Below are 20633 nucleotides of genomic sequence, written 5' to 3'. Positions count from 1 at the left end.
TTAGCCTCTATTAATTGTTTCGTCTAAATTCAAAATGGTGTGTGCCGTTAGGGTCAGTGCCACCAGTTTTTCTTTGTTCAAATCAGCTGGCACTTCACTTCTACCAATACTTAAATACTCACTTGTAATAATTTCTCCACTTTCTACTTTAGCCAACATTTCACTGTAATAATCGGTCAATGATTGTATTTCGGCCTCATTAGGCAAACGTGAAGTCGCTTTATAGAACAATTTCTTGATCTGATCTTTTTCTGCATCAGGATTTTCTTCCATTTCACCAACGGCAGCAACTCTGGCTGCTTCTACAATTTGCGGATCGTTCAACAAGACCAAAGCTTGTAACGGAGTATTGGTTTCTTGTCTTTTAACAGAACAATAATCCCTAGAGCTACTATCAAAAGTCATCATGCTTGGTGGTGGTACGGTACGTTTCCAAAACGTATAAATACTCTTTCTGTACACATCTTTTCCTTCGCTAAGCGTATATGAGGCAGTACTTCCCCCACCGCCACCAGTGGTTTCTTCCCAAATACCTTCTGGCTGATATGGTTTCACACTTGGCCCGCCAACTTCCCTATTCAGTAATCCGCTAAACGCCAATGCTTGATCACGGATGGCTTCAGAAGACAATCGCAATCTTGATGCTCTTGCCAAATATTTGTTCTCCGGGTCTTGCTCTAGTTTCTCAGGACTAGCTTTGGTGTCTTGTTGATAAGCTTCTGACATTGCAATGTACTTAAGCATTTTTCTGGTATCCCAACCTTCCGTTTTGTATTTAATAGCCAAATAATCCAACAATTCTGGATGCGTTGGTAAGGAACCTTGATTACCAAAATCAAACGAAGAAGCAACAATACCACTACCAAACATACGTTGCCACAGTCTATTCACGGCAACTCTTGCCGTAAGTGGATGTTCATCTTCAAACAACCATTTTGCTAATCCCAATCTGTTCTTTGGGAAATCATTGAATGGTAATATAGATTCAGGAGTATCAGGATACACCTCTTCGCCATATTGATCATAAATACCTCTTTCTAAAATATAGGTATTTCTAGGTTTATCCATTTCTTTCATGACCATTACAGGCACCTCTTTCATTTCACTTTTATCAAGATTAATGAATCCGAGAATATCACCCACTTCTTTAGGAGTCACTTTTATATATGGCTCAGGCAATTCTGCAGCATTTGCCAACAAGCCTTTCTCTGGTATATTATTGAAGAAACCATACAATTGAAAGTGTTCTTTTTGACTTATAGGGTCATACTTATGGTCATGGCAACGTGCACACTCCAAGGTCAAACCTAAAAATGCCGTGCCTAGGGTAGTATTTCTATCCTCCACATACTCTACCCGGTATTCTTCAGGAATCACCCCGCCTTCAGCAGTTATTTTGTGATTCCTGTTAAAACCGGTAGCTAATATCTGTTCTAAATTGGCATTGGGCATTAAATCTCCCGCCAACTGATAGGTTACAAATTGATCATAAGGCATATTCTCTTTGAACGAATGAATAACCCAATCTCGCCAAGGCCACATGGTACGTTCAAAATCATCTTGGTAGCCATGAGTATCCGCGTATCGCGCAATATCCATCCATTCTGCCGCCATATTTTCGGCATAATCAACAGAAGTCAATAAGGAATCTATAATTTCAGCGTATCTTTCTTCTGAAGGGTCAGCTGCAAATCGTTCTAATTGTTCTAATGTAGGTGGCAATCCTGTTAGATCGAACGTAATTCTTCGTAGCAACTTATCACTACTAGCCCTTGAACTTGGACGTAAACCTTTTTCGGTCATCTTATTCAAGACAAAGGCATCAATCTCATTATTCCCCCAGCTTGCATTTTTATTTTCCGGAATCTCGTGTGGACTTGGTGGTATAAATGCCCAATGCGTTTTATATTCCGCCCCTTGCTCAATCCACTTTTCTAAAATTTCTTTTTCAAAATCCTCTAAAACTAAATTAGACTCTGGTGGCGGCATTATCAAATGGGCATCATCACTAAAAATACGTGCTATCAAACTACTTTTTAAAGCATCACCGGGAACAATAGCAGCATGGTCTTTTAGTTCTCCCAAAACCTTATAAGCTTCTTCGGCGGAATGTAGGGAGAGATCACCTTCTACGGCATTCTTATCTGGACCGTGACAAATAAAACAACGGTCTGATAAAATAGGTTTAACATGAAAGGTAAAATCGATTTTTTCCGGAACGGTATTCTGCTTACTTGAGCCATCTTCCAAGGCAATTGTTTTTTCTGTTTCAGAAGAACAGCTCAACAACATTGAACAAGTAAAAATTAAAAAAACAATTTTCAATAATTGATTTAATAAATACATAGTCATAGATGCTGATTTTTGGAAACACCCTTTAACTTACATATTAAATCACATGACGACAGTTAAAATTCGACCAATAACCAAGCAAATAAGTTAAATAATATAGAAATATCTAAAAAATTCGATCAAATATTCAGATAATTACAGGACAAACCAATCTTCTTTTAAAGATTATCAATCAAGAACGTGTAATTAGTTTTAGGACAAATACAGATCCACAAGCCCTTCTGGGGTACTAACAAAAATACTTTTGTTCTCACGGTCTACTTTGGTGATAATATCATCACTAACAGGTATCAATAATTGAGTGCCATCTTTTTCAACTTCGAACAAAGCTTGTGCCGTAGTATCGTTGACACTTTGTACAATACCAATATCACCATGAACCGAATCTATCATATTGAAACCAATAATTTCGTGGTAATAAAATTTATTGCCTGTAAGTTTGGGCAACATAGTTAGTGGCAAATAAAGTCCAGATTTCATAATGCGATCAGCATCAGATTCTGATTTCACCTCTTCAAAATCTATACGAAGTAAGTTAGATTTATGAAGACGGCATCTTTTAATAAAAAATGGAACCAGATTGTTTCCTAAAGAAACGAATACTGATTCCATGTTTTCGTAAATCTCGGGGTCATCGGTATCTAGTTTTACTAGCACCTCACCTTTGAAACTATATTTTGAAACGACATTACCTAGGTAGAAACAATCTTCCTTGCGCATCGTTTCTTAAAAATTATGCTTTATTTTCTTCAGTAGCAGGAGCTTCTGTAGCTTGTTCTGGTTCCCCAGCAGTTTCAACAGCTTCTACTTCAGCTTCAGCGTTTTCACCTTCAGCAACTTCTGGTAAAGCAGCAGCGGCAGCATCGGCAGCACGCTTATCGTTTACTTCTTTTTCTGCTTTTAAGGCAGCAGCTCTTGCATCAGCTTTTACTTTATCAATACCACCAACTTTATCAGCAATAGCAGCTTCTTTTTCAGTAACCCAAGCATTGAATTTTTCTTCCGCTTGCTCTTCAGTTAATGCTCCTTTACGCACACCACCTAACAAGTGATGCTTTAAAAGAACACCTCTATAAGAAAGTATAGCTTTAGCTGTATCTGTTGGTTGCGCACCGTTTTGTAACCACTTTACAGAACTATCAATATCAAGTTCAATAGTTGCAGGGTTTGTATTAGGATTGTAGATTCCTAATTTCTCTAAGAACTTACCATCTCTTTTAGCTCTTGCATCTGCAGCAACTACCCAATAGAATGGTTTTCCTTTTTTACCGTGTCTTTGTAATCTAATTTTTACTGGCATATCACATTAATTTGTAGGGTGCCCGACCCTTGATTATTAATTCTAGTTTTTTTAACTCGTTCGCCATCAGAAAGCAAAGCTCATCTAAAAGCGGGTGCAAATATAATTTAAATTGCTGAATTGACAACATTGAATTCAAGTTATTTGAACTGGCTTTTTTTGGAAATGTTAAAACAGGGGGTTCAAAAATTCGGCAATCATACAAAAAGCTTTACAAACATTGACTTCAAGCTCAACTTCCAAGAATAAATACTCTGCTTAACACTAATTAATTCAATACCTAAATAGTATCCGTTAATAACTCTTTGCCACTACCCTTTCCCAAACACCACCTTTTTTGTAGTTTTATAGGCACTTTTTAGGTCAAATATCTGGCCGCTTTTGAACACACAGAATATTTACTATGTACCTCATCTTTGATACCGAAACTACCGGTCTTCCAAAAAACTGGAACGCCCCTATAACCGACACCGACAACTGGCCGCGTTGTATACAAATTGCATGGCAGTTGCATGACGATATGGGAAAATGCATTGAGCATGAAGATTATCTAGTTCGCCCAGACGGATTCAATATTCCGTATGATGCAGAGCAAATTCACGGTATTTCTACGGAGCTTGCAGAACAAAAAGGTATTTCCCTTGCAGAGGTTTTGGAGAAATTCAACATTGCCATGTCCAAAACAAAATTCATTGTTGGACAGAATGTGGGATTCGATTTAAACATTATGGGTGCTGAATTTCACCGTTTGGGTGTTGAAAATCCGTTACAAGAACTTCCTGTTTTAGATACCTGTACGGAACACACCGCACAATTGTGCCAGATTCCTGGTGGTAGAGGAGGTAAGTTCAAGCTACCAACGTTAACAGAATTGCATCAATATTTATTTGGAGAGCCTTTTGGAGAGGCACATAATGCAACTGCCGATGTTGAGGCAACTACACGTTGTTTCCTAGAACTTATCCGTAAGCAACAATACACCAAAGAGCAATTAGATGTTCAGCCCGATTATTTCAAGAATTTCTCCGAGGCGAATCCGCAGGAAATTGAACTTATCGGCCTTAAACACATCAACCTTAAAAAAGCATCGAAAAAAATTGCCGATGCACTTTGGGCAAAAGATACTGGCGGTGTTTCTCAAGAAGAGATAGAAGAAAACCTAGCTACTTTAGAAAATGCCAGTTTTGCGCACTTACATAATCACACACAATTCTCCATATTACAATCTACCATAAGCGTTCCTGATTTGGTAAAAGCTGCAGCAAAAGCAAACATGCCTGCGGTTGCCATGACGGATCATGCAAATATGATGGGTGCCTTCCACTTCGTAAACGGAGTACTGAACCATAATAAGGGAGTAGTATCTAGAAATGAAGCCAATCAAAAAAGGTACGAAGCTACACAAACCGGTACTTTAGAGGAAGGAGAAGAACCTTTAGACGAATTACCGGAACCAGAACAAGAAATCACTCCAATTATAGGTTGTGAATTTCAGGTCTGTGAAGACCACACCAATAAATCGCAAAAAGACAACGGCTACCAAATAGTTATGCTTGCCAAGAACAAGCAAGGCTATCTGAATTTGGCAAAAATGTCTTCCATTGCATTTGTATCCGGTAAATACTATGTGCCACGTATTGATAAAAAAGTGGTAGAGCAGTACAAAGAAGATGTCATAGTGCTAACTGGAAACCTATACGGTGAGGTTCCTAGCAAAGTTTTGAATGTTGGCGAAAACCAAGCTGAAGAAGCTTTAATTTGGTGGAAAGAGACTTTTGGCGATGACCTTTATATTGAAATTATGCGTCATGGTCAGGAAGATGAAGATCGTGTAAATCAGGTTCTGATCCAGTTTGCCAAAAAACATAATGTAAAACTAGTTGCTACCAACAACACCTACTACGCAGAGAAAGAAAATGCACATGCGCATGATATACTATTATGTGTAAAAGATGGTGAAAAACAAGCCACACCAATTGGTCGTGGTCGCGGGTACCGATATGGACTACCCAACCAAGAGTACTACTTTAAATCATCTGATGAGATGAAAGAGCTTTTTAAGGATATTCCTGAAGCCATCATCAATATTCAAGAAATTGTAGATAAAGTAGAGACCTTTACACTGGCACGTGATGTACTCTTACCTGCTTTTGATATTCCAGAAGAGTTTCAATTTGAAGAAGATAAATTAGATGGCGGTAAACGTGGTGAGAATAAATTTCTACGCCATATCACCTATGAAGGCGCCAAGAAAAGATATGGTGAAATTACACCGGCAATTGATGAGCGACTAGACTTTGAGCTCAAGGTAATTGAAAAAACCGGTTACCCTGGCTATTTCCTGATCGTGGAAGACTTTATTAGAGCCGCCAGAACAATGGATGTATCCGTTGGTCCCGGTCGTGGTTCTGCAGCGGGATCGGCCGTTGCCTATTGTTTATGGATTACGAATTTAGACCCTATTCAGTACGATCTACTTTTTGAGCGTTTCCTAAATCCGGATCGTGTAAGTATGCCCGATATTGATATTGACTTTGATGATGAAGGTCGTGGTCGCGTCATGGACTATGTAATCGATAAATACGGGGCTAACCAAGTAGCGCAAATCATCACGTACGGTACCATGGCCGCCAAGTCTGCCATTAGAGATACGGCTCGTGCCTTAGATTTGCCTTTGCAAGATTCCGATCGCATGGCGAAATTGATACCCGATATGTCTAAGCTTAAAAAGATTATTGGGGTCGATGAAAAAGTCTTAAAATCGAAATTTAGATCAGAAGATCTAGTTAAAATCAATGAACTTTTAGCAATTTCCGAGGGTGATGGCCCTGAATCAGAAACCTTGAACCAGGCATATATTCTAGAAGGATCTGTACGTAATACCGGTATTCATGCCTGTGGGGTGATCATTACTCCAGATGATATTACCAAGTTCGTTCCTGTGGCGCTTGCCAAAGATTCAGAAATGTACTGTACCCAGTTTGATAACTCTGTTGTGGAGGATGCCGGACTGCTAAAGATGGATTTCTTGGGATTGAAAACGCTGACCTTAATTAAGGACACCGTTAAAATTGTAAAAGCAAAACACGGTGTTGAACTAGATCCGGAGAACTTTCCTTTAGATGATGTAAAAACCTACGAGCTCTTCCAAAGAGGGGAAACCGTTGGAGTGTTCCAATATGAATCTCCAGGGATGCAAAAGCACATGAGATCTCTAAAACCAACAGTTTTTGCAGATTTAATTGCTATGAATGCCCTGTATCGACCAGGTCCAATGGAGTATATACCAAGCTTCATTGCCCGTAAACACGGTACTGAAGAAATTATATATGACCTTGATGCCTGCGAGGAATACCTAGCGGAAACCTATGGAATTACGGTATACCAAGAGCAAGTGATGCTGCTGTCCCAGAAGCTGGCTGACTTTACAAAAGGTGAAGCCGATGTCTTACGTAAGGCCATGGGTAAAAAACAAAAGCATGTACTAGATAAGATGAAGCCAAAGTTCATTGAACAAGCTTCTGCAAAAGGGCATGCGGTAGATAAATTGGAAAAAATCTGGAAAGACTGGGAAGCGTTCGCAGCCTACGCCTTTAACAAATCTCACTCTACCTGCTACGCCTGGATCGCCTACCAAACTGCGTATTGTAAAGCCCACTACCCTGCTGAATATATGGCAGCTGTATTAAGTAACAACATGAACGATATTAAGCAGGTTACCTTCTTCATGGAAGAATGTAAGCGCATGGGCTTAGACGTTCTTGGGCCAGATGTAAATGAATCCTATTACAAGTTTGCCGTGAACGATGCCGGTGCCGTTCGTTTTGGAATGGGTGCCGTAAAAGGTGTGGGGCGTGGTGCAGTAGAAACCATCGTTGAAAACAGAAAAGAAGAAGGACCTTATAAATCGGTTTTCGATTTCGCAAAACGCATAGACCTTCGCGCAGCCAATAAAAAAGCCTTCGAAAGTTTAGCCGTTGCCGGAGGATTCGATTCTTTTGGTAACACACACAGAGCCCAGTATTTTCATAATGAAGGAGACGGAGTCACCTTTTTAGAAAAGACCATAAAATATGGCGCAAAGTTCCAAGAAAGTGAAAACTCAAGTCAGGTTAGTCTTTTTGGTGATGCCAGCGAAGTACAAATACCGGAACCCGTAGTACCGCCATGTGAGGAATGGGGCACGATGGAGAAACTGCGAAGAGAAAAAGAAGTGGTAGGTATTTACATCTCCGGTCACCCGTTAGATGATTTTAAAACCGAAGTAAAAGCATTTTGTAACGCCAACATAGCTTGTGTAAATGATCTACCGACCTACGTAAATAGAGAACTCACCTTTGCCGCTGTAATTACAGATGTACAGCATAGGGTTTCTAAAAATGGAAAAGGATGGGCAGCTTTCACCATGGAAGATTATACAGATTCCTATGAATTTAGAATTTTTGGTGAGGAGTATCTAAAATTCAGGCATTTCTTAATGATCAATTCTTTTGCCTACGTTAAATTATTTGTTCGCGATGGATGGATGAATAAGGATACCGGCATAAAAGGAGACCCCAGAATGCAGTTTAATAGCTTTATGCTTTTACAAGAAGTAATGGAAACCTACGCCCGAAAGCTTACGATAAAATTGAACATTGCCGAATTAAAAGCGGAAAAAGTTCGCGCTCTAAAAGACACCTTCATTGACCATGTAGGAGAACATCCTGTCAACTTTATCGTCTATGAAATGGAAGAAAAAATTAAGGTTACTTTAAATAGCAGGCGACAAAAAGTAAATATATCGACAGAGTTACTACAGCTTTTAGAAAAACAAGACGTTCACTTTAAACTAAATTAAAGCCAGAATATCACGTTTAAAAACAAAAAGTAGCTTTCAAATTTACCCCCTTATCTGTCTATAATTTTTATTTAGCCGTTAGATGTACGAAAAGAACTATATAAATTAATAAATTAGCCCAATACCTGAATAGGCAAAACGAATTGCCTGACTGTAAGGAAACAGAAGAATAATTGACTAAATTTGCATAATCAATAAAAGATATTAAAATGGCATTAGAAATAACAGATGCTACTTTTGACGAGGTAGTTTTAAAAAGCGATAAACCAGTAGTAGTAGATTTTTGGGCAGCATGGTGCGGTCCTTGTCGTATGGTAGGTCCTATCATCGATGAAGTAGGTACTGAATATGACGGCAAAGCTGTTGTTGGTAAAGTTGATGTAGATGCAAATCAAGAATTTGCCGCTAAATACGGGGTACGTAACATACCTACTGTATTAGTTTTTAAAGGTGGTGAAATTGTAAGCAGACAAGTAGGTGTATCACCTAAGAAAGTTTACACAGATGCTATTGATGCAGCTTTGTAAAAACACCCTAACCCCCAAAAGGGGAATATAAAATTTAAAAAATCCTGCTAAAAGCAGGATTTTTTATTTGGGATAATTTTAATTCCTCACATCCCTAAAGTTAAACCGTCTTTAGTATCTTTAGAATTGTGAATCTACAATCAGAATTAAACAAATCATCTCTATTCTCTAACCTAGAGCTACTTGCCAACCAAGTAGTAGAAGGTTTTATTAGCGGAATACACCGGAGTCCATTTCATGGCTTTTCTGCGGAATTTGCCGAGCATAAAATTTACAACAATGGCGAAAGCACCAAACATATAGACTGGAAGCTTTTTGCTAAGACAGACAAACTTTACACCAAACGGTATGAGGAGGAGACCAATTTAAGGTGTCACATGATCTTGGATAGTTCTGCCTCTATGTATTATCCGCAGGTAGAAAATATCAACATTGATTCTTTAAATAAAATAGGGTTTAGCGTCTTAGCCATTGCGGCACTTATGAACGTCCTTAAAAGGCAGCGTGATGCGGTGGGATTAAGTATTTACGCTGACACTTATAATTATTATGCCCCAGAAAAAGGCAGTGAGCGTCATTTTCAAATGCTCCTGGCACAATTAAGAGAAGTTGGCATGGCCAAAAACCCGCCCAAGGAAACAAATACATACACCTATTTACATCAAATTGCAGAAAACATTAAACGTAGAAGTCTCATTTTTCTATTTACAGATATGTTTCAAACCGAAAAAAATGATGATGAATTGTTTGAAGCGCTCCGTCATTTAAAATATAATAAGCACGATGTAGTACTTTTTCACCCAATGGATAAAAATCGAGAATTATTCTTCAATTTTGAAAATACGGCCAAGAGATTTGTGGACGTAGAAACCGGCGAACATTTAGATGCATATGCCGATAATATTAAAGAAGCTTATAATGAACGAATTACCGCCTATTTATCTGATATAAAAATGAAATGTGCACAATACAAAATTAAATATGTGGACATAGATATACACCGAGATTTCTCAACGGTACTCAATACTTTTCTTGTAGAAAGAAATAAATTTCTCTAGAATGAAAAAAAATAAAAAAAATGCTTGTGCAATTAAATAAACCTCTTATATTTGCACTCGCTAAGCGCCACGGTCTGGTAGTTCAGTTGGTTAGAATACCTGCCTGTCACGCAGGGGGTCGCGGGTTCGAGTCCCGTCCAGACCGCTAAATGGGAAATCAAATTTCCTCAAAACCTTGTAAATCTTATGATTTGCAAGGTTTTATGTTTTTAGGGCAATCATATAATTTCATATCATTTGCATCTAAAAGGTCACAAATCGTCAACATATTTTTTTATCTGCGATTATGTTGACAGATTGACGTAACTTACTGGTGTTAGTATAGTTGATTTGACTTTCGTCTCACTAAATGTTTAATCATTAAAGACGACAATTATGCGAACTTCATCAACATTTTCAATATTGTTTTGGGTGTACGGAAAACGTGCTGTAAACAACAAAGCAAATATCTACATTCGGGTTACCTTAAACGGTAAACGTGTCAACATTAGTCTCAAGAAGAAAATCAATATTTCTACTTGGGATGAAAAACTACAAAGAGCAAGTGGGACCGATAAGGATTCCCGTATTCTCAATCTTTACTTGAACGAAGTACAATCAAAAGTATATAGGATTTACGAAGATTTCAAGAGGGATGAAGTGCCTTTCACTTCCCAAATGGTCAAAGCCAAATTTTTAGGCGAAGATAAAACACGTTTTTCCTTTCAAAACCTTGTTGATTACTACAATGAAAAGATGCAACATAAGTTGCATAGGAATACGATGGGTCAATATAAGACCAGTCAACGTTATATGATGGAATATATTCTAAAGGAATACAAACTGACAGACATCCCACTTTTCAATCTTGAATATGGTTTTATCGTGGGCTTTGAAGATTTTCTTCGGTCGTATGTACCTAAAAGCGGACAATCTAAAATTGGCAATAATACCGCAATGAAGCATATTAAGCGTTTACGCAGAATGGTTACTCTTGCCTATCGGATGAAATGGATTGAAAGAGACCCGTTTGTCAATTTTAAAATGAAAATTGAAAAGAAAGAACGTGGTTTCCTTACAGATTTTGAATTATTAAGTATTGAAGATTTGTCTTCTTCCATAGAGCGTCTTATGGTTGTGAAAGATTTATTTGTTTTTAGTTGTTACACCGGTATTTCTTATGTTGACATTGTACAATTAAATGAAGATAATATTGTAATGGGTATAGATGGTAGTCCTTGGATAATGGCCGAAAGAGTAAAAACAGGTGCACCATTCAAAATTCCACTATTACCCAAAGCTGCAATCTTAATAGATAAATACAAAGACCATTATAGAACCAATGACACATCCAATCTTTTGCCCAAGTTATCTAATCAGAAATTGAACAGTTATTTAAAGGAAATCGCTGACCTATGTGGTATCAAAAAAAACCTGACTTTTCATATGGCGCGCCATACTTTTGCTACCACAGTAACTTTAAGCAATGGTGTTCCAATAGAGACAGTATCTAAATTATTAGGGCATACCAAACTATCCACAACACAAATCTATGCAAGGGTCGTTGAGAGGAAAGTGAGTGATGATATGGCGCTTCTCAAATCAAAAATTGGTTGATGAAATTTTATAAGCATTTACTAACTGTTGAAATCTTCAATTGAGATTTTAACAGTTTGCATTTTCATTCCACTACCTTTACAGACTAAAATAGTGTGTATGATTATAAAGGTAAAATGGGAAGATTTTAAAGAAGAAATCGATGGGTTTGTATCTACTGGAAATGCAATTGTCGATAAATATAGGTCTTCAAAAACAGAAGATGAATTTAATAATTTTAAGGAAGAAAAACAATCTTGGGAAAATACTGTTGTTAGCTATGTTCGAGCATCTTTTGAACCAGAAAACAGAAATTTTGCAAATGAGTTTAAAGCTCAAAGAGGATATAATACTGGCTTTAAATTAGGGACTGACCAAAAAATTAAAAATGAAATTCAAGCCCTAAAAGATGAAATCAACGGGCTTGACTACTACTTGAAAATGTTATTCATTTCAGATGCAATTGTAAGGCCAGATGAAATTGATTTGAATGAACGTCAAAATCTTGACACCGAAGGCATACTCGAACTAATACTTTCAAAACTATATGACCTTTATAAAGATGGTAAATACCATTCTATTAACTGGATTCTTGAAGGCAATGGAATTAAATTAAACGGTCGTGGCGAAGATTGGGACTATGGAAGAATGCTTGAAAACCGAGGATTTATTGAATGTATGAATGGCAGGAATGTAAATGCCAAACTGAAATTGGAAGGTAAATATGCCATTGAGCAATCAAGAAAAGCCCAGACAACGGACTATTCCAAAATTAGTAATTCCGATGAGGAACTGAAAGAACTTATAAAACAGGTTCTCTCGAAAATTGAAGGTTTAGGTTTTGGACAGCAAATTATTTTCGACGAGTTCGATGAGCTTCGCGATGACATTCCGCATTTGAGCAAAAAGTCATTTGGTCAATTATTAAAATCGAAACTTGGCGATTTAGTAACAGCCAAGGCATTTGATAAGGCATTAGCGAGCGAAATATTCAAAGAATTTACAAGTCAAGTATTGCCATTTTAATTTATGAGGTTACGCAATACGTGTTTTCAGATAAACAACGTATCTATGGTAAATCTACAGTTTCCTTCTTCGTAAATAATCTTGAGCCAGATGATAGTGTAACACGAACTTTTGAGAGTGAAGATGAGACCGTGAATTGGCTTATGGACAATGACGATTACCCAAGAATGTTATTTGAAAACCTATTTCACACATCCAATTCTGTAATATTTCATTGCGGTGTTAAAGAGCCTATTACAAATTCCTATTCAAATGCTGTAAAAATTATATTGACATTTTTCTTTCACAACAACCATACGCTATCAAACAAACTTCATCCACAAAGAGGCAGATGATACATTAAATAGTGTGATTAATTTCTGATTTCATACTGCTGATTAATCTTTGCACAGCCTGTGCATCGATTAATTTGTATCTTTGTCAAACTTTATGAAAATATTCTTTTCCATATCAATGTCAATTTTATTCTTTTTTCAGGGAATTAGCATTGATATGGACTTTTGTGGACCAATTAAAGAAATTTCAAGCATTATTACCCATTATCAAGACCATAAAGTTTATGGAGACTCTTTCCTTGAATATGTAGTTGAAGATTACATTGACAATGATGCAAAAAATGAAGGGCATCATAATAACCCAGATAAGGAGAATACACCAGTCCATTCCCATCATCAATGTTGTCACCCTTTAGTATTAATTATTGCGAACAACAATTCGGTTTTAACCAATCGACTAAAGTTTGAAGAGAAAAAACAGTTTAACTTACATAAAGTAAACTTCACTTCCAGATATCTGGAATCGCTTTTCCAACCCCCTAAAGTATAATTCAGTTTTTTTTAGGATAGCTATATCCTACCGTGATGCTTTTCAAAGTAAGTATCGCATCATAAACGCATTGCATTTCTTTGCATTGCGATGTTTAAACTGAATTAATACTTTTTCTATGATTAACAAAATCATTTCATTTTCCATTAATAACAAGTTTATTATTGGGCTCTTTATAGTGGCACTTGTAGGTACGGGCATTTGGTCTATGGCCACTATAAATCTGGGTTCTGTACCCGATATTACCAACAACCAAGTACAGGTTATTACAGTTGCCCCAAATTTAGGTACTGAAGACATTGAACAATTTGTTACTTATCCGGTAGAATTGGCAATGGCAAATCTACCAGACGTTATCGAGCTGCGTTCGGTGTCTCGTTTTGGATTGTCAGTTGTTACTATCGTATTTGAGGACGAGGCAGGCACATATCTTCCCCGGCAATTAGTGCAAGAGAAATTAACCGAAGTTGCCGGAGAAATCCCCGAAGGCTTCGGCACGCCATTTATGGCCCCAATTACCACAGGTTTGGGCGAAATCTACCAATACAGCCTAAAAGTAAAGGAAGGCTACGAAGATAAATACGATGCAATGGAGCTTCGTACCATCCAAGATTGGATTGTAAAACGCCAAATGGCATTAGTTCCAGGAGTCGTCGAGGTAAATGCTTTTGGAGGATTTGTGAAGCAATATGAAGTAGCCATAAACCCCAATAAGCTAAAAAGTTTCGGTATTACAATGAACCAGGTCTTTGAAGCCCTTAAAGTGAACAATGCCAATACTGGAGGTGCCTATATAGAAAAAAATAACCAAGCCAATTTTATCCGTGGCGAAGGCTTGGCCCGAAGTATCGCCGATTTGGAAAACACAGTTGTAACTACTCAAAACGGTAGTCCCGTTTTAATACGGGATGTCGCTGAAAAGGTTGGATATGGCAGCCAAGTACGCTATGGCGCTTTTACCCAAGATGGACACGAAACTGTTGGTGGACAAATTTTAATGCTGAAAGGCGAAAGCCCAGGCGACGTGATCGAAAATGTGGAAAAGCGTATTGTAGAAATTCAAAAATCCCTGCCGGAAGGTGTTTATATTGATGCTTTTTTAAGCCGAAGTGAACTTATTGAGGCAACCACAAGTACCGTTAAAAACAATCTAATAGAAGGAGCCCTAATCGTCATATTTGTTTTGGTCTTACTTTTGGGAAGCTTCCGTGGTGGCTTGATAGCAGCTTCGATAATCCCTTTATGTCTATTATTTGCATTTATTTTGATGAAACAATTTGGCATTTGGGCAAATTTAATGTCCTTGGGTGCGATCGATTTTGGAATTATTGTAGATGGAGCGGTGATTATCGTGGAAGGAGCGGTTTTCCACATTCATCAACGGATGAAAAAATCCACAACCGCCATCAACCAAGCTGAAATGGATGAAATCGCCTATGATTCTTCAAGTAAAATGATGAATTCTGCCTTCTTCGGTCAACTAATTGTTCTTATAGTTTTTACACCGATTCTTTTTTTGACCGGTGTGGAAGGGAAAATGTTTCGACCAATGGCATTTACATTTGGTTTTGCCGTTTTAGGAGCGATTATCCTTTGTCTTACCTACGTGCCAATGATGTCATCATTATTTTTAAAACCTGCTAAAAATCAAAATAGTTGGTTCGCCAAGTTTGAAAACAAGATTGATAGGTTCAGTGATAAAATTATGGATGTTCTGAATCGTATCTATCTGCCTATATTAAATTTTGCACTTCGCTTTCGGGCAGGTGTGGTTATAGGCGCGGTTTCCTTGCTTTTGATTTCAGGATTTATTTTCAGCAATATGGGAGCAGAATTTGTCCCTAAATTTGATGAAGGCGATATTGCATTTCAAGCATTGATAAAACCGGGGAGCAGTCTTACAGAATCTATTGAGGCTTCAGAGAAACTTCAGAAGTTAATCAATGAGTTTCCGGAAGTAAAAACAGTAGTTTCTAGGATTGGTGTGGCCGAAATACCGACAGACCCGATGCCTATGGATATTGCCGATAGTTATATTATTCTTGAAAAAGATAAGAGTAAATGGACTTCCGCAGATAGTAAAGAAGAACTGATAGAAAAAATACAGGAAAAAATTTCAGTAGTTCCCGGCGTAAATTTCGTGTTTACCCAACCTGTAGAACTTCGTTTTAATGAATTGCTTACAGGGGTTCGTGAGGACGTGGCAATCAAACTGTACGGAGAAGATTTAGGCGTTTTGGCAGACAAGGTACAGGAAATCGCAGCGGTCATCAGAACCGTTCCCGGAGCGGCTGACCTCAATGTAGAAGCTACAAGCGGTTTGCCACAAATGACAGTGGTGTATAACCGGGCAAAAATGGCACAATACGGTGTAACCGCTGACAAGCTGAATGATTATGTAAGTGCTTCATTTTCTGGAGAACAGGCAGGAGTCATTTTTGAAGGGGAAAAACGATTCGATGTGGTCATTCGTTTGGCAGAGGAATATCGACAAGACATCAATAGCTTAAAAAACCTTTTCATAGACCTGCCAAACGGTGCACAAGTACCTTTAAAGGAGGTGGCAGATATCAGCTATAAGCCAGGTCCGATGCAGATTTCAAGGGACAATACCTCCCGTCGTATTTCGGTAGGGGTCAATGTTCGTGGGCGCGATGTAAAATCGATGGTCGAGGAAATTCAACAAAAATTGGAAACGGATGTTAAACTGCCACCAGGTTATTTTGTAACCTACGGCGGATCATTTGAAAACCTACAACGAGCATCAGACCGATTGATGATTGTAGTCCCAATCGTTCTATTAACAATATTTGTTCTGCTTTACTTTGCTTTGAATTCAGTTACACAAGCCTTGATGATCTATATGGCAGTGCCTTTGGCGGCCATTGGTGGCGTTTTCGTTTTGTTGATTCGTGGAATGCCTTTCAGTATTTCCGCGGGAGTCGGATTTATCGTGCTCTTCGGAGTTGCCGTATTAAACGGACTCATACTCATAAATAAGTTCAATGAATTAAAAGACAGTGGAATGACAGATTTAAAAAAACGTATATATGAAGCTACGCACGAACGTTTACGTCCAATTTTATTAACAGCCATTACAACAATTATGGGCTTTATCCCAATGGCGATTTCTACCTCTGGTGGTGCCGAAGTACAGCGGCCCTTGGCGACAGTAGTCATTGGAGGAATGCTTACGGCAACATTTCTGACCTTGGTGGTTATTCCTATTCTTTATTATTGGCTGGAATCCCGAAAAGAAAAGAAGGACAATGGTGGAGATGTAAGTTATATTAAAAAATCAACCAATATTGTAACCGTATTATTGATGGTTGGAGGTTTGATGGCTTCTGGTACTTCATTTGCCCAAGACACCAATCAAAATGGAACAATGCCAAAGACCTTGACCATTGATGAGGCTATTGCTATGGCAAAACAGAATTATCCATCGCTTAAGGAAAGTCAGGCATTTATTGAACGGGAAAAGGCACTAAAGGGAACGAGTTTTGACCTTGGTAGCACACAAGTTTTCACGGGCAAAGAAGAATATGGCAATAATCTTCCTGGAGTGCAAACAACCGTTGGCGTGCAACAGGGCAATATCGATTTGCTTTCAGGATTTTCAAAATCGAAGTTTTATAAAGAGCGCATTGCCTTGGGAGAAAAGTTTTATGTGGCCAGTGAACAACAGTTGGTGCGCAATGTGATGCAAGCCTATGACCAAATTAATTATTACAAGGCACAGTTGCGTTTTGCAGACCAATTGGACAGTATTTATGCCAATTTTAAGACCGCTGCCCAACTTCGGTATGACACTGGAGAAACAGGCAAGTTGGAATTTATTTCAGCCTCTTCCGAATTTCAACAGATTCAAGTGTTGAGGCAACAAGCTTTTGATGATATTGAAATTGCCAAACGTGCCTTAAAACAATATTTGGGAACGGATGAAACCATCGAGACGGTAGATGGTTTTTACGAGCCATTGGATTTTATGGCGACATTGGATTCAACTTCGGTTGCCAATAACCCAATGTTGCAATATGCCTTGCAAAATGCCGAAGTAAGTAAAGCAAATGTGGGCGTTGAAAAATCGCAATTCCTACCGAAATTCAGTTTATCATATGGCAGGCAGGTTGTGGATGATGTTTCAGGGTTTAATACCTATCAGGCAGGTATTAGTATTCCGTTATGGTTTTTTCCGCAGAAGTCAAGGGTTAAGGCAGCCAAGGCAGACGCAATGGTAGCAGAGAATCAATATTTGGAGCAAAAAGCGGTTACAGAAAGTCGTGTTTCACAATTGACCAAATCACTCGAAAAAACAAAGAAGATTTTGCAATATTACGAAGAAGGCGCACTACTCTTGGCAGAAGAACAAATTACCACAGCGCAGTTGGCTTCTAAAGAAGGCGAAATAGATTACGTCAATTATATCACCATTCTTAATAGTGCCATCCGTATTAAACAAAACCATTTACAATACATCAATCAGTATAACCAGCAGACCATTGATATGCAATATCAATTGGGCAATTTATAACCTTAAAAAAAGAGAAATGAAGAATATACTATTAGTTAGTACCGTATTATTTACACTTATGTTTATGAGTTGTAATGATGCCCAAAAATCTGAACTTGGACATAATGAAGCCGAAGGTGTATCAAAGACCAATGAAGTTGGAGAAGATGCACACGGCGAGGAAGGCCACAGTGAAGGAGAAGAAGAAGGTCACAGCGAGGAAGAAGGCGTTGTGGAACTCACAAAGCAACAGGCCGAAACCATAGGTTTGGAAATGAAACTTTTGGAGGAACGCAATTTAGGGAACAACATTAAGGTAACAGGTACGCTGGAACTTTTCCCACAGGATAAGGCGAACATAAGTCCGTTTGTTGGTGGAAATGTGAGTTCCATAAAAGTAATACCCGGAGATAACGTAAGCAAAGGACAGGTGTTGGCATATATAGAACACCCTGATATCATTGCAATGCAACAAGATTATCAGGAAAAAAATGATGAATTGGTCTTTTTGAAACAGGATTTTGAGCGCAAGCAGACTCTTTATGATAAAGGTGTTTCTTCTGGCAAGGAATTTCAAATGGCACAGTCAAAATTTCGTTCTACAACATCCAGCGTCAATGGTTTGCGGTCCCAATTGAGACTGTTGAGCATTAACCCGGACAAAGTGGCGGAAGGACAGATATATTCCGCTGTTCCCATTACCTCGCCTATAAGTGGGTATGTGGATGAAGTAATGATTAGCCTTGGCGATTACGTGGCACAACAATCCAAAATGTTCTCGATAAGCGACAACTCAAAAATTTATGTCAACTTCAAAGTATATGAGAAGGACATAAAGCAAATCAAGCAAGGGCAACAGATATATTTTTCCACGGCCTCTCGTCCAGATGAACTGCTTAAAGCAACCGTTCGGTCTGTTGGTAAAACCTTCAATACAGACCCAAAAGCTTTGGAAGTTCTGGCAGATATTGAAAACAAGGATAAAAACCTATTGCCGGGTATGTATGTGGAAGGGCGAATAGTGCAAGGCGAGAAAAAGGGTTTTGCCGTACCGGAAGCTGCCATTATAAAAGAAGGCGAGCAATCCTTTATTTTTATTTTGGATGAAGATGAAGAAATGGAAGCGGACAAAATGAAATTTAAAATGATACCCGTAACGGTTGGTATTACTGATTTAGGCTTTGTTGAAGTCAACCTGCCTGCCGAAGTTTCAAAGGATGCCAAAGTCGTGATAAACGGAGCTTATAACCTGTCTTCGGAAATGGTCAAGGGCGAACTGGAACACGGACATTAATTCAATAACAATCAAAGATTTTGATTCCGAGTTTGTTTATCGTCTTAATTAGTTAGTTAAAAATTATAAAACAGACTCGGTTCAAAATTGATTAAAAATTTAAAAAGTTAATAATATGAAAGAAATAAAAGCATTTATAAAACCGAACCGAATCCAAAGAGTCATTGAAGCACTTTCTGACAATGGATTTGAAAGTATGACCCTTTCACAAGCAGAAGGCACGGGCGCGTTCAAGGCAAAAGGTGCCAGACCGTCGCTGGATTTTCACGTAACAGATAGTCCAGTGGTCAAATTGGAATTGGTCTGTCAAAATGAGGAAGCCCAAGCGGCCATTGAAACAATTATAGCCAACGCCAAAACCGACGGGCCTGGAGATGGTATAATTTATATAGCTAATATAGAAGATGCGTTTCACATTAAAACAGGAGATTCCTTAAAACGGTACGACCTATAAAACACTTTAGTACAAATGGAAAAAATAGTCCAACTACTTGAAAGCAAAGGGATACGGCCTACGGCTATGCGCTTGATGACTTATAAGCGTTTAGCAGAATTAGAGGTGGCCATCAGTCTTGGCGATTTGGAAAAGGATTTTAAGGTCAGTGAAAGAAGCACCCTATTTAGGACTATGAAAGCGTTTGAGGAAAAAGGGATTGTGCATCAAATCGAGGATGGAACAGGAGTCATAAAATACGCCCTTTGCGAAGACAATTGTGAATGTGAGGTCGGCAACGACCTTCATTTGCACTTTCATTGCAACAATTGTAATGAAACGGTCTGTTTAACAGAGCATAAAATACCGCATATCAGCTTGCCTGATGGCTATATCACGGAGGACATTAACTTGGTGGTAAAGGGCATTTGTGAGAAATGTAGCAAGTAATAATTGCTCTTCCTATATGAGGACACTATATTTAATTTTAAAGAAATGTTACAAATATTAGATATTAAGAAAGAAAATGTAATCACAACAATTGCAATTGGGAAATTACATCAAAAAGATATTGAAAAAGTGCACCCCATAATACATACTATTCTGGATAAGGGGTTAAAAATCCGTTGGTATTTTGAGATGCAAGATTTTGAAGGGTGGAATATCAATGGCTTTTGGGAAGATTTAAAAATCGATGCCGCACACGAAAAAGAGTATGAAAAAATCGCAATAGTAGGTAAAGAACAATGGCACGATTGGGTAGCCCGATTTATGAAACCTTTTACAAATGCCGAAATAAAATACTTTGATATAAAGCAAAAAAGTAATGCACAAAAATGGATTGAAATTTAGTCAAAATGGAATCATCGATGTTGATTTAAAATTTGAAA

15 protein-coding genes and 1 tRNA gene are annotated in these 20633 nt (G+C 38.2%); 13 read left to right on the top strand and 3 right to left on the bottom strand.

Annotation, left to right across the window (positions count from 1 at the left end; all coding sequences use genetic code 11):
* The 3 genes from BW936_RS04585 to BW936_RS04575 form a co-directional block, all read right to left on the bottom strand.
* Nucleotides 1-2352 carry a PSD1 and planctomycete cytochrome C domain-containing protein gene (locus BW936_RS04585; RefSeq protein ID WP_076547117.1) on the bottom strand — a complete coding sequence of 784 codons (2352 nt, stop codon included), beginning with the start codon at nt 2350-2352 and terminating at the stop codon, nt 1-3.
* A 192-nt stretch (nt 2353-2544) separates the two neighbouring features.
* Complete coding sequence (rimM, locus tag BW936_RS04580; RefSeq protein WP_076547116.1) at nt 2545-3072, bottom strand: ribosome maturation factor RimM; 528 nt, start codon at nt 3070-3072, stop codon at nt 2545-2547.
* A 13-nt stretch (nt 3073-3085) separates the two neighbouring features.
* On the bottom strand, nt 3086-3652 hold the full coding sequence (locus tag BW936_RS04575; RefSeq protein ID WP_076547115.1) for a 30S ribosomal protein S16: 567 nt from the start codon (nt 3650-3652) through the stop codon (nt 3086-3088).
* A 403-nt stretch (nt 3653-4055) separates the two neighbouring features.
* Here BW936_RS04575 and dnaE point away from each other — a divergent pair, with 403 nt between their 5' ends.
* The 13 genes from dnaE to BW936_RS04510 all read left to right on the top strand — a co-directional run bounded on the left by dnaE (nt 4056) and on the right by BW936_RS04510 (nt 20595).
* On the top strand, nt 4056-8492 hold the full coding sequence (gene dnaE / locus BW936_RS04570) for a DNA polymerase III subunit alpha (RefSeq protein ID WP_076547114.1): 4437 nt from the start codon (nt 4056-4058) through the stop codon (nt 8490-8492).
* A 209-nt stretch (nt 8493-8701) separates the two neighbouring features.
* A complete protein-coding gene (gene trxA, locus BW936_RS04565; RefSeq protein WP_076547113.1) occupies nt 8702-9019 on the top strand; it encodes a thioredoxin in 318 nt (105 codons plus the stop codon).
* A gap of 128 nt (nt 9020-9147) precedes the next feature.
* Nucleotides 9148-10077 (top strand): DUF58 domain-containing protein, encoded by a 930-nt coding sequence (locus BW936_RS04560; protein ID WP_076547112.1) that lies wholly within the window; start codon nt 9148-9150, stop codon nt 10075-10077.
* Between the two features lie 71 nt (nt 10078-10148).
* Nucleotides 10149-10222: transfer RNA gene (locus BW936_RS04555), tRNA-Asp, on the top strand.
* Between the two features lie 230 nt (nt 10223-10452).
* A complete protein-coding gene (locus tag BW936_RS04550; protein ID WP_076547111.1) occupies nt 10453-11673 on the top strand; it encodes a site-specific integrase in 1221 nt (406 codons plus the stop codon).
* A gap of 99 nt (nt 11674-11772) precedes the next feature.
* Entirely contained in the window at nt 11773-12678 is a 906-nt protein-coding gene (locus BW936_RS04545; RefSeq protein WP_076547110.1) for a hypothetical protein, read from the top strand.
* Between the two features lie 20 nt (nt 12679-12698).
* Nucleotides 12699-13013 carry a hypothetical protein gene (locus BW936_RS20105; protein ID WP_179004449.1) on the top strand — a complete coding sequence of 105 codons (315 nt, stop codon included), beginning with the start codon at nt 12699-12701 and terminating at the stop codon, nt 13011-13013.
* Between the two features lie 94 nt (nt 13014-13107).
* The gene (locus BW936_RS04535; RefSeq protein WP_228547182.1) at nt 13108-13503 is read left to right on the top strand and encodes a hypothetical protein; all 396 of its coding nucleotides are present in this window, start codon (nt 13108-13110) and stop codon (nt 13501-13503) included.
* Nucleotides 13504-13621: 118 nt separating this feature from the next.
* On the top strand, nt 13622-18037 hold the full coding sequence (locus tag BW936_RS04530) for a CusA/CzcA family heavy metal efflux RND transporter (protein WP_076547109.1): 4416 nt from the start codon (nt 13622-13624) through the stop codon (nt 18035-18037).
* The gene (locus BW936_RS04525) at nt 18006-19310 is read left to right on the top strand and encodes an efflux RND transporter periplasmic adaptor subunit (RefSeq protein WP_244156166.1); all 1305 of its coding nucleotides are present in this window, start codon (nt 18006-18008) and stop codon (nt 19308-19310) included. Before BW936_RS04530 ends, BW936_RS04525 begins: the two co-directional genes overlap by 32 nt.
* Nucleotides 19311-19425: 115 nt before the next feature.
* Entirely contained in the window at nt 19426-19764 is a 339-nt protein-coding gene (locus BW936_RS04520) for a P-II family nitrogen regulator (RefSeq protein WP_076547108.1), read from the top strand.
* A 15-nt stretch (nt 19765-19779) separates the two neighbouring features.
* Nucleotides 19780-20193 (top strand): Fur family transcriptional regulator, encoded by a 414-nt coding sequence (locus tag BW936_RS04515; RefSeq protein ID WP_076547107.1) that lies wholly within the window; start codon nt 19780-19782, stop codon nt 20191-20193.
* Between the two features lie 45 nt (nt 20194-20238).
* Complete coding sequence (locus BW936_RS04510) at nt 20239-20595, top strand: SpoIIAA family protein (protein WP_072403634.1); 357 nt, start codon at nt 20239-20241, stop codon at nt 20593-20595.
* Nucleotides 20596-20633: the final 38 nt, after the last annotated feature.

Origin of the sequence: Maribacter ulvicola, assembly GCF_900155985.1 — a bacterium.
GTDB lineage: Bacteria > Bacteroidota > Bacteroidia > Flavobacteriales > Flavobacteriaceae > Maribacter > Maribacter ulvicola.
The sequence above is the reverse complement of the archived record's forward strand: the minus strand, read 5'-3'. Positions and strand labels throughout refer to the sequence as shown.

Excerpts from the sequence above, each read along its gene's own strand:
- rimM (WP_076547116.1), bottom strand. The coding sequence starts at position 3,072 with ATGCGCAAGGAAGATTGTTTCTACCTAGGTAATGTCGTTTCAAAATAT.
- trxA (WP_076547113.1), top strand. The coding sequence starts at position 8,702 with ATGGCATTAGAAATAACAGATGCTACTTTTGACGAGGTAGTTTTAAAA.
- BW936_RS04545 (WP_076547110.1), top strand. The coding sequence starts at position 11,773 with ATGATTATAAAGGTAAAATGGGAAGATTTTAAAGAAGAAATCGATGGG.
- BW936_RS04515 (WP_076547107.1), top strand. The coding sequence starts at position 19,780 with ATGGAAAAAATAGTCCAACTACTTGAAAGCAAAGGGATACGGCCTACG.
- BW936_RS04510 (WP_072403634.1), top strand. The coding sequence starts at position 20,239 with ATGTTACAAATATTAGATATTAAGAAAGAAAATGTAATCACAACAATT.
- BW936_RS04535 (WP_228547182.1), top strand. The coding sequence starts at position 13,108 with ATGAAAATATTCTTTTCCATATCAATGTCAATTTTATTCTTTTTTCAG.
- BW936_RS04585 (WP_076547117.1), bottom strand. The coding sequence starts at position 2,352 with ATGACTATGTATTTATTAAATCAATTATTGAAAATTGTTTTTTTAATT.
- dnaE (WP_076547114.1), top strand. The coding sequence starts at position 4,056 with ATGTACCTCATCTTTGATACCGAAACTACCGGTCTTCCAAAAAACTGG.
- BW936_RS04520 (WP_076547108.1), top strand. The coding sequence starts at position 19,426 with ATGAAAGAAATAAAAGCATTTATAAAACCGAACCGAATCCAAAGAGTC.
- BW936_RS04575 (WP_076547115.1), bottom strand. The coding sequence starts at position 3,652 with ATGCCAGTAAAAATTAGATTACAAAGACACGGTAAAAAAGGAAAACCA.
- BW936_RS04530 (WP_076547109.1), top strand. The coding sequence starts at position 13,622 with ATGATTAACAAAATCATTTCATTTTCCATTAATAACAAGTTTATTATT.
- BW936_RS04550 (WP_076547111.1), top strand. The coding sequence starts at position 10,453 with ATGCGAACTTCATCAACATTTTCAATATTGTTTTGGGTGTACGGAAAA.